This window comes from Mariniradius sediminis, from assembly GCF_021491425.1.
In the GTDB taxonomy this organism is placed as follows: Bacteria; Bacteroidota; Bacteroidia; order Cytophagales; family Cyclobacteriaceae; genus Mariniradius; species Mariniradius saccharolyticus.
Genome location: NZ_JAKEVZ010000018.1, coordinates 1 through 15,987 on the forward strand (window position 1 = coordinate 1; position 15,987 = coordinate 15,987).

At 44.6% G+C, this 15,987-nt stretch carries 11 protein-coding genes; 2 read left to right on the plus strand and 9 right to left on the minus strand.

Annotated features, from left to right (window positions below):
- Window positions 1-210: 210 nt before the first annotated feature.
- The 7 genes from L0U89_RS17970 to L0U89_RS18000 form a co-directional block, all read right to left on the minus strand.
- On the minus strand, window positions 211-528 hold the full coding sequence (locus L0U89_RS17970; RefSeq protein WP_234862783.1) for a nucleotidyltransferase domain-containing protein: 318 nt from the start codon (window positions 526-528) through the stop codon (window positions 211-213).
- Window positions 529-677: 149 nt separating this feature from the next.
- Window positions 678-3,284, minus strand: a complete 2,607-nt coding sequence (locus L0U89_RS17975; protein WP_234862784.1) for an SIR2 family protein — start codon at window positions 3,282-3,284, stop codon at window positions 678-680.
- Between the two features lie 239 nt (window positions 3,285-3,523).
- Window positions 3,524-4,435, minus strand: a complete 912-nt coding sequence (locus tag L0U89_RS17980) for a helix-turn-helix transcriptional regulator (protein ID WP_234862785.1) — start codon at window positions 4,433-4,435, stop codon at window positions 3,524-3,526.
- A 76-nt stretch (window positions 4,436-4,511) separates the two neighbouring features.
- Entirely contained in the window at window positions 4,512-5,387 is an 876-nt protein-coding gene (locus L0U89_RS17985; protein ID WP_234862786.1) for a DUF5777 family beta-barrel protein, read from the minus strand.
- A gap of 12 nt (window positions 5,388-5,399) precedes the next feature.
- A complete protein-coding gene (locus tag L0U89_RS17990; protein WP_234862787.1) occupies window positions 5,400-5,948 on the minus strand; it encodes a YceI family protein in 549 nt (182 codons plus the stop codon).
- Window positions 5,948-6,442 (minus strand): QcrA and Rieske domain-containing protein, encoded by a 495-nt coding sequence (locus L0U89_RS17995; RefSeq protein WP_234862788.1) that lies wholly within the window; start codon window positions 6,440-6,442, stop codon window positions 5,948-5,950. The genes L0U89_RS17990 and L0U89_RS17995 overlap by 1 nt, the downstream gene beginning before the upstream one ends.
- A gap of 182 nt (window positions 6,443-6,624) precedes the next feature.
- A complete protein-coding gene (locus L0U89_RS18000) occupies window positions 6,625-7,188 on the minus strand; it encodes a hypothetical protein (RefSeq protein ID WP_234862789.1) in 564 nt (187 codons plus the stop codon).
- Window positions 7,189-7,399: 211 nt separating this feature from the next.
- On the opposite strand from L0U89_RS18000, the gene smc reads away from it, so the two are divergent.
- Together smc and L0U89_RS18010 are read left to right on the plus strand one after the other, a co-directional pair.
- Entirely contained in the window at window positions 7,400-10,939 is a 3,540-nt protein-coding gene (smc, locus tag L0U89_RS18005) for a chromosome segregation protein SMC (RefSeq protein WP_234862790.1), read from the plus strand.
- 178 nt (window positions 10,940-11,117) lie between these two features.
- Complete coding sequence (locus L0U89_RS18010; protein WP_234862791.1) at window positions 11,118-12,521, plus strand: TlpA family protein disulfide reductase; 1,404 nt, start codon at window positions 11,118-11,120, stop codon at window positions 12,519-12,521.
- A 128-nt stretch (window positions 12,522-12,649) separates the two neighbouring features.
- Here the strand turns inward: L0U89_RS18010 and L0U89_RS18015 are convergent, their stop codons facing one another.
- Together L0U89_RS18015 and L0U89_RS18020 are read right to left on the minus strand one after the other, a co-directional pair.
- Window positions 12,650-14,197, minus strand: coding sequence for a DUF1501 domain-containing protein (locus L0U89_RS18015; RefSeq protein WP_234862792.1), 1,548 nt, complete (start codon window positions 14,195-14,197; stop codon window positions 12,650-12,652).
- 4 nt (window positions 14,198-14,201) lie between these two features.
- Window positions 14,202-15,929, minus strand: coding sequence for a DUF1800 domain-containing protein (locus tag L0U89_RS18020; RefSeq protein ID WP_234862793.1), 1,728 nt, complete (start codon window positions 15,927-15,929; stop codon window positions 14,202-14,204).
- Between the last annotated feature and the right edge of the window lie 58 nt (window positions 15,930-15,987).

A 15,987-nucleotide genomic window follows, 5' to 3' on the forward strand; every position in this document is an offset into this window, starting at 1 on the left:
TTCATAGCTTTAAGTGTGTGAAGGTATCCCGAAAAAGTTATTTCCGTAATTTTTCCAGGCCTTTCAAGGGGCCGAAAAATTCCAGAATAACTTTTCCCGCCAATTACACACTTATCGGGACGCTACCCGATTACGACCTGATTTTTCTTCTCCGAAAGCAGAAGGCTCTTTTTTAATCGATTTCCATTTTGGAAAACAGGATAAATGATGTCACTTTATAGTAGCAACCTCCTTTGCGTAAAATTCCTTCCCAACCCGATTGATATGCGAACGCAAGTCCTCGGATTCGATTTGGTGAAAAACGGCCAAATCAATCAAGTAAGGTGAATCAAGATCATCCAAATCTATCCAAACACGGGTGCGTGTCGTATCATTCACCCGGCTTCCTACCAAAACGAGATCGATGTCACTCCCCTCGCGGTAATTCCCCATCGCCCTCGAACCATAGATCAACACCTGATCGATTTCGGGGTATTTGGCGAATACCTCGCGGAACTTGAAAATCAAATCATCTTTCAATCCGAACATCATATCAAATTCTTCATCGTATTGTAAAACTCACTGAATAGGTCGAAATAGTTTTCGATATTGTTTTGTACAACTTTGTCGGGCTGTAGTTTGATCAAATTAATAAATCTTATGTTCAATTTTCACCAATTCGGGTAGGGTTAGACAATTTATGAGGGTAAAAATTTTGCAATTATTGCCTGAAAATCAGGGTTTCCATTGTATGATATCCAATCTTCATCTTTAATTACCTCGTTGACCGAAACTTCATTGTTTTTCAAGCCTACTTCCAAATAATGAAAAACTTCTTTGATGTTTCCTGTTTTTGCGAACATTGAAGCTAGACTATAACACCTCCCAGTTAATTCAAAGACTTTGAGAAATTTTTCAATCGCCTGTTGGTACAAATGTACTTGTTTCTCTCCCTCCTTTTGAAGTGCGAAGTCAAATAAACAAACTCCCCAATTGTTATATGCCTCAAAATAGTCCGCCTTAATGTCTACCGCTTCTTCAAACTTTCTAAAACATCTCAAATACAAATCGTCTTTTTCGCTGAGGTCTTTCTTCTTGGCAAGCGCTCCCAAAAAATTTCCCCAATTATAGTAGACTTGAGGATATTTCGGGTTAATTCTTAATGCCTCTTCATATTTCTTAAATGCCTCCAAAAATAAGCGTTCAGCTTCCTCTCCATTTTTTACTTCCGCCAACGCAGCAAGGTTATTTCCCCAAGAGAAGTATGTTTTTTCGTCATCGCAATCGAGTTCTATTGCTCTTTGGAAATAAGTGAAAGATTGCCTAAGCAAATTTTCTGAATCTATCCCATCCTTCGACTTCGCAAACATCCCCATATAAAAACCTAGGTTATAATATGCAGGTTGAAAGTTCGGATTGATCTGAATTGCCAAATTGAATTTCTCAAAAGACTCTTTGAATAGTTGATCCTGTTCCGATCCTTCTTTCCGATGTGCCATTTCAGCTAAAACGTAGCCCCAATTAAGATACGCCTCATAATCATCAGGTTTTTTTTCTAATGCTTTTTGGTACAATTCAACAGACTGGCAATTCAATTCATACGAATCCTCACCACTTTTCATTTTAGCATAACCCTGTAGGCAATTTGCGTAGCTGTAATAAAAACTGTAATCATTTGCGCCAAATTTTAATGCCTTACCAAATGTTTCGATGGATTTCTGAAACAATTCTTCTGCCACCTGTCCATCTTTGGTATACGCAAAATTTAAGAATGAAACTCCCAAATTCGAAAGGTACTGTGGATCATTTGGCTTCAATTCCAAAGCAATCAAAAGTTTAATTAACGATTGACTGAATAGGTCTTCGGACTCTTCTCCAGTTTTCATTCTCGCTAAGCTACGTAATGAAATCCCCCAATTATAGAATGCTTCCGCAAATTCAGGCTTTATTTCAGTTGCAAGCTGAAATTTGCTGAACGATTCTTTGTAAAATTTTTCGGTTTCGTTTACATCACTCATCCTTGCCAAGTTCACTAAAACTCCTCCCCAATTATTCAAAGCTTCGAATCTTTCAGGATTTATATCAATACATTTTTCGTATTTCTTAAGTGACTTAAAAAACAAATTCTCAGAATCTATCCCCGATTTGCTTTGCGCAAGTTTTCCTAAAAAGACTCCCCAGTGAAAATACAAATCACCCAATAACTTCGACGCCTCAGAATCCTTGCTGATGATTACTTTCTTTTCAATTTCACTAATCTCTGTGTCATCGAATTTTTCTGAGATTATCAAGTCGATAATTTCTCTTTTTAAAAGATCAATCTTGTTTTCATTAGAACTTCTAGAGGTTTCTGTTTCGCCTAACTCATATTGCAGTATCGCATCTTCTACCTGCCGTTTTGAAATGTCCAACCGTTCCTTTACACCTTTAAAGTGCTCCTCTTCATCGATATCAACAATTTCCTCTAGTAAATTTTGCATAGCGGTAAACGGCTTATCAACTATCGTAGGTTGCTCCAACCCGAGCTCTCTATTTAATTTTAACATGAAGGAATCAGAATCATACCCTCTTATAAGAAAGCCGTTCGAATTAACATCTGAAATGAATTCCAAGACGTTCTTATCTGGTAGATTATCCTTGTATATCACCCAATAAAGACCGTTATCAAATCGCCCTAAATTTCTAATATGCTCAAAAATCGGATCCTCTCCACTATATCCTAAAAAGATCCAGGGTCTCCGATTTTTTATAGAGTCAAAAATTTTCGGAACTGTCATTTTGACCCTTTCCATTTCCTCCGGAGTATTTAGCAACCATAGTCCGTGATGTTGCCCGTGTAAATAAACTACCGATTTTTCCTTAAAGGTTGACGTTGTTAGGTCATTCAGGATAGCCATATCGTATGTAGACGGAAAAATATTGTAGAGCGCTAATGCCCTTAACATCAAATTATCAAAATTCACAGTTAGAACATAATCTACGTACCCCTCTTTGATCAGCTGGGCCAAGTAAATATGTGTTACATTAATCTTAGCTCTATCTATGTATTCTTTAAGTAACTCATCCCTCTCGTTAGGAAGCAGGCAACCCATTAGTTTCGCATATGAACGTTCGGAGGCTGGTAATTCCTCGATGAACGGGTGGCCCGGATATTCCTTCAAGATTTTCCTAGCTATTTCATCCGCCAAGGGAATCTGCCCAGACTTAGAGGCACCAGCCCCCAAAAAGAAAATCGGTTGGGGCTTATTCTTAGCCCTTGCTTGTTTTAGATGATATGCTAAGTGTTCAATCTTAATTTCTCTCATATTAATTTCAAAAAAAAGACCATTGGCTCGTCGAAGAAAGGATTAAATACTCTATAAAAAACAAGTTACTAAAGATTTAACTTACTTGCATTATCTAGAAATAATTAGGCATTAATACAAACTTCACCAACAGGTGACAACGTTAGACTGTTAATTTTGCATCATCATACCGGAATCAATCCGTTTCCCGTCTAAAGATGAATTCACAAATGAGTTTCAAATTCGACTTTGGCTAAGCATCAAAACCTCACCTTCTGTACCTGCTCTTGCAGATATTCCTTTAGCTCTTCGCCTTCCAGGACTTTGATTTCACCGGGAAGGCCAAGGATAAACCTTGCCAAGCCGGGCAATTGGGGGATTTTTCCTTCAAAAAAGTATTGGTTTCGGTTTTTGGTGTAGGTAAAAGGCTTCGCATCCGGAAATTCCTCCACCATGTACTGGTAGGCTTTTTTACTCATTTTGAGCAGTACATAAAACTGGCTTTGTCCCGAAAACCCGAAAAGTCCCTGCTGCAATGGCTTGTGGAACTCCTTGAATCGAAAAGGCTTGGCCGTAAGCATCAATTCCCCGATTCGCTCGACTTTGAACATCTTCATTTCCTTGGTCTCCACCTCCAAGGCATAAATCGAATCAAAGTTCTTATTGAAAGCCACCGGCTCGACCAAGCGATCTGAGACAGAATCCGAACTGACGGAGTAATAATCCTTCAAGATCACTTGGTTTTCGTCCTTGATCGCCCGGGCAATCAGGTCCACGAATACGCCTAGGTTGGCATTGAATAGCTGATTGACACTTTGGCGAAAATCAGAGCGGATATTGATCTTTTGGAGAATGGAGTCCTTCAGCAGGTTTTTGCTTCCTTGTTTTGCAATCAACTCGTTCAGAAACTGGATTTCCTCATCGTTGAAAGTGCCAAAAGACAAATCGATCGGATTCTCGACCCGATCCACGATCCGGAATTTGGAATATTTTTTCTCGATCTCAAACCCCAGCGCCTCCAACAATTTGAAATAGCGGTAGATTGTTCTTGGATCGGTCTCCAAGGACTCTGCCAACCGGTGTACAGGCTTGCCGATGTTTCCCCTCAGAAGGTTGATGAGTTTGAAAACCCGAAGTATCTTTTGTTGTTCGATCGTGTTTGACTTTGCCATGGCTTTTTGGAAAAGGCAAAATATACGGCATCACTTCCACTCCCGCCAAACCAATGACACAAAATGTCACCAAATTCTATTCCCTGGCGGCCCTTTTTCTTCCCGTTGCAAAAATCCTGTTGACATTGAAGCCCAAGCGGAATTCCTCTCCCGGCACACCATTTCCACCCGCAAGGAGGTATTGCTCATTCAGGAATTGGGATGTGACAAAATACATCTGGAAAACATGGCCACCAGCTTCCAAATCGATTCCGACGCCAAGATTGTTACGGAGATCTGAGTTGAGATTGGGGATCCACTGTGCCGTGACAGATGCACGTTTAGAGACCTTGTATTTGCCGCTAAATCCCAAGGCAAGATAAAGGTTCTGATCTCCTTCGATGAAATAAATCTGTCGGGGATCCACAAAATAAGCCAACATCGGACTGACCTGTAGACTGAATTTGTCTGAAAATTTCCTTGCCAACATCAATTGCAAGGCGTATGAAGTTCTTTCCGAAAAGTTGGGCGCTTCGTTTTGTAGGAAGTCATAATTGGAAGTATTGACACCTGCACCGCCCATTACCGATAGCGATAGCGGCATGTTGTTGTTCTCGGTCTGCTTGAGTAAATGGTAGCGCCCGTACAGGTTGTATACTTTGTCTCGGCTTTGCCTGGCAATTCCGAGTGAGAATCTCTGCGAAAAACCATATTCAAAACTCAACTGGATGTTTGCGCCATTGTCCAATCCCCAAAGATTCTGCGCACCACCGTCCACTGTACCGAAGGTATGCATGATTGCAAAATGCAATCCACGCTTTTCCAAGGGCTCTACTGTCAGCAAATTGATGTGCCTCGGCGCGTGGAAGGTCAACTCTACCTCTTGATTGGCGTTGGCGAGTTTGCGCTCAAGCTGGGAAAAAGTGGGAAAGCTGATGAGCAAAGTCACAGCGACTGCAAAATATCTTTTCATAGGATGATGGGATTATTTTTTCAAGTTGGCCTGAATGGTCACGAGCTGTTCCTCGGCCAATTCATAGAAAACAACGGAAGGGATTTCGATTTTGAAATCGCCCAACAAAATCGGGAAGGACGCATCCAAAAGTAGCTCATTCGCAGACAACATCTTGATGGTTCCTTTGACGGAAATTTCCTTTTGCACGCCATGGATCTTAAAAACCCCCTTGGCGACTACAGGCCGCGACTCACCCACCGCCATTATGGGAATGGACTCCAATTTACCCGTAAACTCCGCAAACGGATACTTCTTTGTCTCGAGGTAATTGTCGCGCATATGGCTGTCGCGCAGTCCGATACCTGTTTTCAGGGTGTTCAAGTCGACATAAAAATCCAACAGGTTTTTGTCCAAATCAATCAAGCCATTTAGCTTGGAGGATTTCCCTGTGAATTCATTCATCGGCGCTTTTGACAAAAAAGTCACATTTCCGGATTCTGTCTTAAAAGATTGGGCCCGAAGTGCGGAACTCCATCCAATAAGGAATATCCAAATGATTACCGAGAGTCGGGACCTCATCAGCTTTTGGTAACGGTGAGCGTTTTGCCGTTGAGGCTAGTGGCATAGCTTCTCAATGGCTGAATCGCCGGCCCTGTCAATACTGCCCCGGAAGTATCGAATCTTGATCCATGGCAGGTACAGGTAAATACATTGCTGGCAAAAGTCCAGTTCCGATCGCAGCCAGTGTGGGTACATACCGATGTAAGCGCGCTGAAATTGTTGGAACCTGTGTTGACGATCAGCGTTTGGGCTTCCACTACCAATGCCCAACCACCAGTATTGGCTAATGCGGTCGCAAGGTCCAAGTTGACAGTGATGGTATTCCCGGAAACCGTGATTCCAGAGCCTCCAACCGGAGGATTTGGATTAGGCTGTGTGTCATCGTCGGAACTACAACCTGTAAAAAATGCTACTCCAAAAAGGGACATGGCGGCAAGCGCACCTGATTTTCTGATAAATTCTCTTCTCTCTGGGCTAAGTTGCCCTGATTTAGTTGCGGTGATCGTCTTCATTTGTTCAAATGCAGATTAAGGAGTTGATTTGGATGATTTTGAAACGCCCAAAAGCCCGTTTTGTTTGAACGGTTGCGTGATTTTCGAAAAAAAGAGCGTAGAGTTAAAAGGAGATTTTTAGTCCAATCCCTGTTGGACACTCATATGGCAATTAAAAAAATATCATGCTTACTTAGACCCTCTTAAAAATGCTTCCTCGCCAAGACCTCGCTTAGGATGATCGCATCCTTTGCTGTCTTGGGGTTCAAGAGCAGTTGTTTGTAGCGGTTCTCATGAACTTCCACTTGTTCCTTTTCTTGTAATATTGTCGACTTGATGCCCGAAATATGTGATGAAAGACGCTCTTGGTCCGCCAATTTGACCCTTTCGGGTGCTGTGCGCTCTTCTACCACACCTTCATAAGTCTGGTATTTGTTGGTTTTTTTAGCAGGCTTTGGGGCTTTTTGTTTTGGCTGCTCAAGGGGACGACCTCCCTTTTCACCCCGCATTTGCTCCGGTGTACGAGAAGGTGTAGGCTGGTTGATTTCACGCTCCCTTTGTTCCTGCCCTTGGCGGATTTCCTTCAACAGCTCTTCGAAAGAAACAGGCTTTTTCTTTGGTTCAGACATGGTAGGCTGACCAGGCTCCTCCAATTCTTCGCCATTTTTGTTCTTTTTGATTGCCGTGTAGATAAAATAAATGATGACGGCTGCCAAATAAACCAGATTCCCTGCGTCCACTTTTCGAATGGTTAAATTTCGAACCAATATAAAAAGAATTTGAGGAGATGCAATCCGTAGGGAGGAAGGATGTAGTCAGAATTTGGAATGATAAATGGTCTTTGCAAACCGGAAACTGATCTCTACAAACTGGTGACTGATCTCTGCTGTCTGAGCACTGAGCCCTGCCGACTTATCGGCCTTGGTTAATTTCCGAATTCAAGTAATTTTGTCGGGATACAATTCAAGGATATTTGGGATGCTGCTAAGCAAGCTGGAGATAAAAGGTTTCAAGAGTTTCGGTGACCGTATGGTCATTCATTTTGACAAAGGGATTACGGGTGTGGTCGGTCCAAACGGATGTGGAAAATCCAATGTGGTCGATGCAATCCGTTGGGTACTCGGGGAGCAAAAATCCCGCATGCTCCGCTCCGACAAGATGGAAAACGTCATCTTCAACGGCACCAAAAACCGCAAGCCCACCAACCTCGCGGAGGTTTCGCTGACCTTCGAAAACACCAAAAACCTCCTTCCCACCGAATACACGCAGGTCACGATCACCCGACGCTACTACCGAACCGGAGAAAGTGAGTACCTGCTCAACGGCGTGCCCTGTCGCCTGAAAGACATCACCAATCTCTTCATGGACACGGGCATCAACTCCAACAGCTACGCCATCATCGAGCTGAAAATGATCGATGAACTGCTCAACGACAAAAACAACTCTCGGAGGGAACTCTTCGAAGAGGCAGCGGGAATTTCAAAATTCAAGACAAGGAAAAAGGAAACCCTTCGAAAACTCGAGGATACAGATGCGGACTTGGAACGTGTGGAAGACCTCCTTTTTGAGATTGAAAAAAATCTGAAAAGCCTCGAAAAACAGGCCAAGCAAACTGCCAAGTATTTTGAAATCAAACAAGAATACAAAGAGGCAAGCATCAATTTGGCAAAAAAATCAGTTCAGAAACACGCCGATTCACTCCTCGAACTAAACAAGAGGATTAGTGCCGAGCAGGATCGTAAACTTCAAATCAATACCAAAATCGCGGAAAAGGAATCCTATCTTGAATCAAGCAAGTCCGATTTGATCCAAAAGGAAAAACTCCTCGCCTCCCGCCAAAAGACACTCAACGAGCACGTCAACAAAATCCGGCAGTTTGAGAGCGACAAAAAAATCAAAAATGAGCGCCTGCGCTTCCTCGAGGATCGTTCACAAAAGCTTCGCGAACAGATCGACATCGACAGGAAATCAAACGACAGGGCAGGGTTCAGCATCCGTTCGCTTGAACACGAATTAGAAACCGCCAGAAAAATACTCGCGGAAAAAGAAACCATTCTGGGAGAATTAAGGCAATCCTTTGAGACGCAAAAGCAAACCCAGTCCCTAACCCAAGAAAAACAGCGGGAATTGGCAAGGCTTCATGGTGCCAAGAAGGACCGGGTTTTCCATCTTTCAAAAGATCAGGAAATCAAGCAAATCCAGTTGTCGACGCTCAAGCAGGAACTGGAAAAAACCACCTCCGACGATAGCCATCAGGTTTCCAACTTGGCTGAATTTGAGGAAAGAATCACCGTATTGAAGTCCGATTTGGACGAAAAAATGGCCGCCTTGGATTCGCTCAAAACCAAACAGGAAGACCAAAACCAGAAAATCGAGGAGACCAACCGCATCATTGAGATGATCCGGGAAGAAGTCACGCAGACTTCCAGAAAACTCGATGCCAAGCAAAACGAATTCAACCTTACCAAATCCTTGGTGGAGAATCTGGAGGGTTTCCCGGAAGCGATCAAGTTTTTGAAGAAAAACTCCACTTGGGCCAAGGACATTCCCCTGCTTTCCGATATCCTGACGACCGAGGAAAAATACCGCGTGACGATCGAGAATTTCCTCGAAAACTACATGAATTACTATGTGGTCGACACGGAGGCACAGGCGATCGCGGCTGTGAACCTCCTCAGCGATGCGGCAAAAGGAAAGGCAAACTTCTTTGTTTTGGAGCATTTTCAAGCATTTCATCCTGGACAGACCAAGTTGTTTGCCAATGCAATCCCCGCCACCGAAATCATCGAATACGACGAAAAATATGGCAAATTGATCGGGTTCATCCTTGACAATGTCTACATCGTGAAGGGTGAATATGGCGATTTTCCGCAGGCAGATGGCGCGACGTTTATTTCCGAAAGCGGCAAATTCACAAAAAGGAAATTCAGCATTTCCGGCGGATCTGTCGGACTTTTTGAAGGGAAAAGAATCGGGCGTGCCAAAAACCTGGAAAAACTCGAAAAGGAAATCAAGGAACTCGGGAAGAAAGTGTCGGGCACAAGATCGAAATTGGATGAGAAAGTCAGTGACCTACTCAAACTCAAAGAGGTAAGCTACAAATCCCAAATCGAATCCCTTCAGCAGTCAATAAACGAAGTCAACCAAGACTACATCTCCATCCGCACCAAAAAGGAACAATTGGCGGAACTGCTCTCTTCCAATGCCAACAAACGGGAAGATATTCTGGACCGGATCGAATCCCTGCAGATCAGCCTTGCCACGATTTTGCCTGACTTGGAAGATGCAAAAGCAGCCTTCGAAACGCTGGAATTTGATTTGGAGGAAATCAATCACCTGCTGCAAACAGAAACAGACAGCCTTAGCCAAAAATCCGCCGCCTTCAACCAGGAGAACATCCTGTACCACCAACAACTGAACCGGGTCAATAGCCTTTCGCAGGAGATCGAATTCAAACAATCAGCTTTCGAAAGCAGCAAGGAGCGCATCGAAAAATCCCAATCAGAGCTCGGCCACATTGACGCGGAGATCAAAAACCTTTTGGAAAACAATGAAATCAAGGACGACGAATTGATCGAATTGTATGCGGAAAAAGAAACCATTGAAAAAGGCGTTAACGAAGCCGAAAAAGACTACTATGCCACCCGTGGCGAAATAGACCTAGCCGATAAGCAAATCCGTGAACTGCAAAAGTCCAAGGAATCCTTGGATGCGCTGATCCACGAAATGGAGAACTCCATGAACGAGGTCAAGCTCAAATTGGCAAGCCTGAAGGAGCGACTTAGCGTGGAGTTTGAGATTGACTTGGATGCGCTGATGGAAGAAAACCCAGCTTTGGATGCAAATTATATTGAATTGTCCGAGGCTGAAATCCGGGATATCGTGGGCAAATGCAGGGAACGACTTGAAAAAATCGGCCCGATCAACCCCATGGCGATGGAAGCCTACGACGAAATTAAGGAGCGGTACACCTTTATCAATACCCAAAAAGAGGACCTGATTAAAGCCAAAAACTCGCTTGTCCAAACGATCCAAGAGATCGACGAAGTGGCGAAAGAAACGTTTTTGGATGCATTCGGCAAGATCAAGGAAAACTTCGTCAAGGTATTCAGATCGCTGTTTACCGCAGAGGACGACTGTGACCTGAAACTCGTCGAACCGGAAAATCCCCTGGAAAGCCCGATCGAAATCATGGCCAAGCCGAAGGGAAAGCGTCCGCTGACTATCAATCAATTGTCAGGTGGTGAAAAAACACTGACTGCGACTTCCCTCCTATTCGCTATTTATCTGCTAAAGCCCGCTCCGTTCTGTATCTTCGACGAAGTCGATGCCCCGCTCGATGATGCCAACATCGACAAGTTCAACAACATCATCAAGACTTTTTCGTCTGAATCCCAATTCATCATCGTCACGCACAACAAGCGCACCATGGCGAGTACCGACATCATCTATGGCATTACGATGATCGAGGCTGGGGTGTCACGGGTGGTTCCTGTGGATTTGCGGGAGTTGGCTTAAGAATGTGATTTCATTTTTCCAATTTTTCGTGACTTTTTGAGTAGAAGATATTAGGGAAATCTTAATTTTTCTTAATTCCGTCAAATCTTAAGTTGTTTATCTTGCGTATTTAGGTATTATCAACTAAATTAGACGCACACATTTTCCATTTGCCACCTTTCAACAAAACTCCCTTTTTATGAAAACGATCCAAAAAATCCTAGCCCTCTCCACGCTGATGGCATGGGCATGTTCCAGCCCGCCGCAAGAACCGGATTACAGTATCACCATCGCCGGAAAAATTTCCAATCCGGGAGCAGCCACCATCAAGGTCTCCTTGGACGATGACTTGGCCACCGATTCATTGGATGCGGACGGCAATTTTGTCTTGAATTTCGAACACAAAGAAACCGAATCCTTCATGGTTCAGAGCGGTGACCTGCGATTCACGCTTTACTTGAGTCCGGGCGATAGCATTTTTCTGACCGGCGATGCGAAGGAATTTGGAAAAACATTCAAGGCGGAAGGATCCAAAGCGCTGGAAAATTCCTATTTGAGAAAAAAAATCATAACCAGCAATGAATCCGGATTGGACAATTGGATGGAGCTGATGAAGCATCCCAAGGATGTGTATTTCGCCAAAAAAGACAGCATGTTGGCCTTGGTAAAAAGGCCCTTTGAGGAACTTTCCGCCAATCCCCAAGCCGACCAGGCATTTTTGGAAATGGAAAACGCCTATTTCAAGTACCAGAGCCTTTTTATGGACGCCATGTATCCGATGTACCACGGGTATATCAATAAGATCCATGCGGACTCAGTCGATTTCCCGGTGGAGGAAACCAAAAAAGCCATCCGTAACCTCACATTGGATGATCCAAAGTTACTTAGGGTACAACCCTTCCTAAATATGTTGGACCTAAGAATCGGAGAAGCCACGACGGAAGTCTTGAAAATCGACAGCACGCTCAAGTATGAGGACGTCAATTGGAATGTGGTAGATACTTTGGTGAAAAACCAGGACGTAAAGGATTTCCTCAGGTTCCAAGCGATCAAGATGAACCTCGAATACCGTGGACCTGTGCACGCAGAAAAGGATATCCAAAAATTCAAAGCCTCAACCAAGTCTGAAAAATACCTAGGCAAACTCGACAGGCTCGTCGCCAAATGGGAACCAATCAGCCCCGGCAAACCTATACCTGATTTCTCCTTTACCGATATCAAAGGCCAGCCTGTCAAAATCAGCGACCTCAAGGGAAAACTGGTCTATATCGATATCTGGGCTACCTGGTGCGGACCCTGCATCGCGGAGCATCCCCACTGGGACAAACTCAAAGCTGACTACAAGGATAAGGATGTAGCCTTCCTGACCGTGTCGATCGACGACAGCCGCGAGCCTTGGGAAAAAATGGTTAAAGAAAAGAAAATGGACGGATTACAGTGGTTTGCGGAAAATGCCTGGCAGTCAGAATTGGCCCAACATTTCATGGTCAATGGTATCCCAAGATTTTTACTTTTGGATAAAGAGGGAAAAATCATCGATCCCTCAGCCGACCGTCCCTCCGGACCAATCCGCGAAACGCTGGACAAACATCTTCAAAGTTGAGGCATATGCAGCCTCAAAGAAAAACTCCCGTGAAGAAATCCACGGGAGTTTTTTTGTTTTATTTCAATCCGGGATAAATTACAACTAGCCGAAACAGGTAACTCTCTTAAAATCAATCGAAATTATTGTCAGAGCTTGATCACATGGTGCGTCCAAACCCTGTTTCCACTTCCAATCCTCAACACATACCTTCCGGTCGGAATCCGGCTGAAATCCAAATTGACCATCGCTGGGCTGGAAGCAACTTGACCTTCAAACAGGGTCATTGCCAATCTCCCCATTCCATCGATCAAATCCACCTTCAGCCAACCTTCGGCGTCTACTTTCAGTGTTGCAAAATCCCGTACGGGATTTGGATAGAATTTGATCGAACTGGCTTCCCGATCTTGGATGGAGGTCACTACGGCATTTTTCACGACGGGAATTTGGTCAAATTCCCGCAAAGTTGCCGCCATCGAAGCACTTTGGTCCGCCTTTAGCCACTGACTCAGGAGCGAGCCGTAGACTTGGCGAAAATCGACTTCCATTTCTAAGTTGTCCCTGTACACTTCAGTCCCTTTGATATTGGGGGTTTTCCCTTGGGAACCTCCATAGGACATATTTCCAAAAATAAACAGTGGTGCTGCCGCACCATGGTCGGTGCCCATACTCGCGTTGGAGACAATTCTTCTGCCAAACTCCGAAAAAGTCATCCCCATCACACGATCCGCTACACCTTGAAACTCCAAGTCCGCCATAAATGACATCACTGCGTCATTCAGGTTTTTGAGCAAGTCGGCATGTTCTCCTTTTGTCTTATCTCCCCCATCCACTTGGTTGTCATGGGTATCAAATCCACCCATTCTCACCAGGTACAATGGCGTCCTTAGCCCGCCGGATATCAAACGGGAAACGATTTTGAGTTGGTTGCCAAGTCTCGTGTCCGGATAGGGTTTTTGCTGGCCAATTTTATCTGCAGCCTTTCTGATCGAAGCACCATACTTCTGGGATTGCTGCGCAATGAGGCGGATATGTTTCAGCCGATCTCCCGCCATCGTATCAGGAACTTCGTCGACTGTATTGTTGACCAATTGATAAAAAGCATTGGTATTGTTGATCACCATGCTGCAGCCGGCTCTTTCGCCCTGGAAAAGCATCGAGGCACCGTAACCAATTTCAACTGCCAAAGGATCAGGAAAATCTGCGTTGGGGTATGCCTCCGGATACGCTGGATGCGCCGCCTCCAAATACCTGCCCGTCCAGCCGGTTGGGATGTTTTCATCTGCATCCGAGGCACTCATCCAAATGTCGGTTGAGCGGAAATGTGAAAAATTCTGCTCGGGATAGCCCACGGATTGGATTACTTGGAGACGGTTTTCCTCAAAAAGTGACCTGAATCCACTCAAGGAAGGGTGAAATGCGAAATCCATGCCGTCCAAGCTCAAGAGCCTGTTTTCCGGCATAACCACATGCGGGCGTACATTGGTAAGGCCACTGTAATTGGATAAAGGAATAACTGTATTCAAGCCGTCGTTCCCACCTTCGAGATAAATCAAGACCAAAGCCCGGTCGGTTTCATTGGCCAAATGCAGGAATGAATTCAGTGTTTTGCCAAAAGATTTCCCGCTGAAGGCACTCAAAAAGCCCGGTATCGCCAGACTGTGCGCTGCATGTTTGATAAATGATCTTCTTTTCATGGGATTACATCAGTTGTGCCTCGGCCAGTTGCAGCATGACCTGAAAAGCGGGTTTCAACCTATTGACGACAATGTTTTTTTTCTCTTGGTTGCCCGGCTCGGCCATAAAAGTCAGCCATGCCCCGGTCCAATAGTAGTCTTGATCTTGGCCATTGAGGAGAATCTTCTTGATAAAATCGACCTGGGTATCCGTCAGTTCGATGCCCATGTTAAGCAAGGCCACCTGCCGTACAAGTGCATTCGGATCTTCGGGCGTGTCAAACGTTTTGACATACTCGATCAGGTCTGCGGGAATCTCCACGCCATTGCCGATCCAAAAACCCCAATAAACCATCGAATCCGAGCTGAGCGCGCGCTTAGTGATAGAATCCGTATTGATCCAAAGTTTGTCATACATCGGCACTTGGTAATAGGGCGTCCAACCTGCCACATTGGGTGGATCTCCGATTTCCAGGCCGATTCCGCTCATCTGCCACAGCATGCTGGAATAAAAGCTTCGCTCAGCGGATGCTGAGGCCGCCCTTGGCATCTCAAAAGTCCTCCACAGTCCAATCGTATGGTCAATCGGTGTTTTGATCATCGCTCCCATTACTTCAGGATGGAAAAAATGCGCCGAACTCAGCAAGGCCCTGAGTGCCGGTAGGATGTTGTAGTTATTTTGCCTAATCAGGTTTGCCATTGGGGCAATTACATTGGCTTCCGCATTTTCGGAAATCTCCGTCGCAACGAAAAAGGCATAAAGTTTCCTAGAAATGTGCTTGGCACATTCCTCCGTACCAAAGATCATATCGAGCAGCTCGTCAAGTTCGCCTGCACCAGCGGCACCGGTTTTTCCGGTGATCAGCCTGTTTCCGTAAAATGCCGAAAACTGCTTGTTGCCTGTGTGGTGCATTTCCGGATTGAAATAGGAAACCGGCTCACCAGCCCTATGAATCGAATTCCAATCCACAGTCCAACCAGTCAATACCCTTGCAGTCGCCTGCACGTCCGACTCCTGATATCCAGCCCCGGGACCTTTTCCAATACAAAAGAGTTCTTGGATTTCCCTTGCATAGTTTTCGTCCGGCGTGTCTTTGTTGTTGAAAGCCCCACTCAGAAATACCAGCATCGCAGGGTCCATGGTCAATTCCTTGATCAGGGTCTTGAAATTTCCCAATGAGTTACGATAGAGCATTTTGATATACCGATAGCCCGACTTTGCCACGAAAACATCCCAAAGCTTGATCGGCAAAAAATTCCACCAAAAGAGCAGCATTTTTTCCTGTATTGTAGGAGTGGAAGACAATATCCTGCCAAGCAACCACGTCTTCATGGAAATGATCCGCTCTCCTTCGATATCTTGGTGGAAAGGAGCTTCGACAAAACTTGCTCCCAAGGGAACAACCGGATCGATTACACCCTCACCTGCATCATTATAGTTGTTGATAGGAGTACCAATGTTTTGGTTCACAACCAATATCTCATTGAGAATCGCATCTATTGATCTTCCTCTATGCCGGCGAATGTCCTCCATCTTCATTCCAAAAAGTGTCCGCTTAAGCAGATGGGCAATATGTCGATCAGTCAATTGTCCCGAAAAGGGCTCCAAACCTGTGGTGACAAACTGCAACCTCGCGTTGGAATAATCTGTGTTGGCGTCGAATTGCTGTCGAATGACTTCAAAATCTGGAGGCGCTACCTTGCGGTATTTGGCAGCCAAGTGGCGATACTGTCCACATCTGATCGGTTCCATAAAATAAAAATTCTAGGTTGAATAGAATTTGACAATGTGTACCAGTAGCCTGATATCG

Coding starts and splice junctions, on each gene's coding strand:
- L0U89_RS17970 (WP_234862783.1), bottom strand. CDS start 528: ATGTTCGGATTGAAAGATGATTTGATTTTCAAGTTCCGCGAGGTATTC.
- L0U89_RS17975 (WP_234862784.1), bottom strand. CDS start 3,284: ATGAGAGAAATTAAGATTGAACACTTAGCATATCATCTAAAACAAGCA.
- L0U89_RS17980 (WP_234862785.1), bottom strand. CDS start 4,435: ATGGCAAAGTCAAACACGATCGAACAACAAAAGATACTTCGGGTTTTC.
- L0U89_RS17985 (WP_234862786.1), bottom strand. CDS start 5,387: ATGAAAAGATATTTTGCAGTCGCTGTGACTTTGCTCATCAGCTTTCCC.
- L0U89_RS17990 (WP_234862787.1), bottom strand. CDS start 5,948: ATGAGGTCCCGACTCTCGGTAATCATTTGGATATTCCTTATTGGATGG.
- L0U89_RS17995 (WP_234862788.1), bottom strand. CDS start 6,442: ATGAAGACGATCACCGCAACTAAATCAGGGCAACTTAGCCCAGAGAGA.
- smc (WP_234862790.1), top strand. CDS start 7,400: ATGCTGCTAAGCAAGCTGGAGATAAAAGGTTTCAAGAGTTTCGGTGAC.
- L0U89_RS18010 (WP_234862791.1), top strand. CDS start 11,118: ATGAAAACGATCCAAAAAATCCTAGCCCTCTCCACGCTGATGGCATGG.
- L0U89_RS18015 (WP_234862792.1), bottom strand. CDS start 14,197: ATGAAAAGAAGATCATTTATCAAACATGCAGCGCACAGTCTGGCGATA.
- L0U89_RS18020 (WP_234862793.1), bottom strand. CDS start 15,929: ATGGAACCGATCAGATGTGGACAGTATCGCCACTTGGCTGCCAAATAC.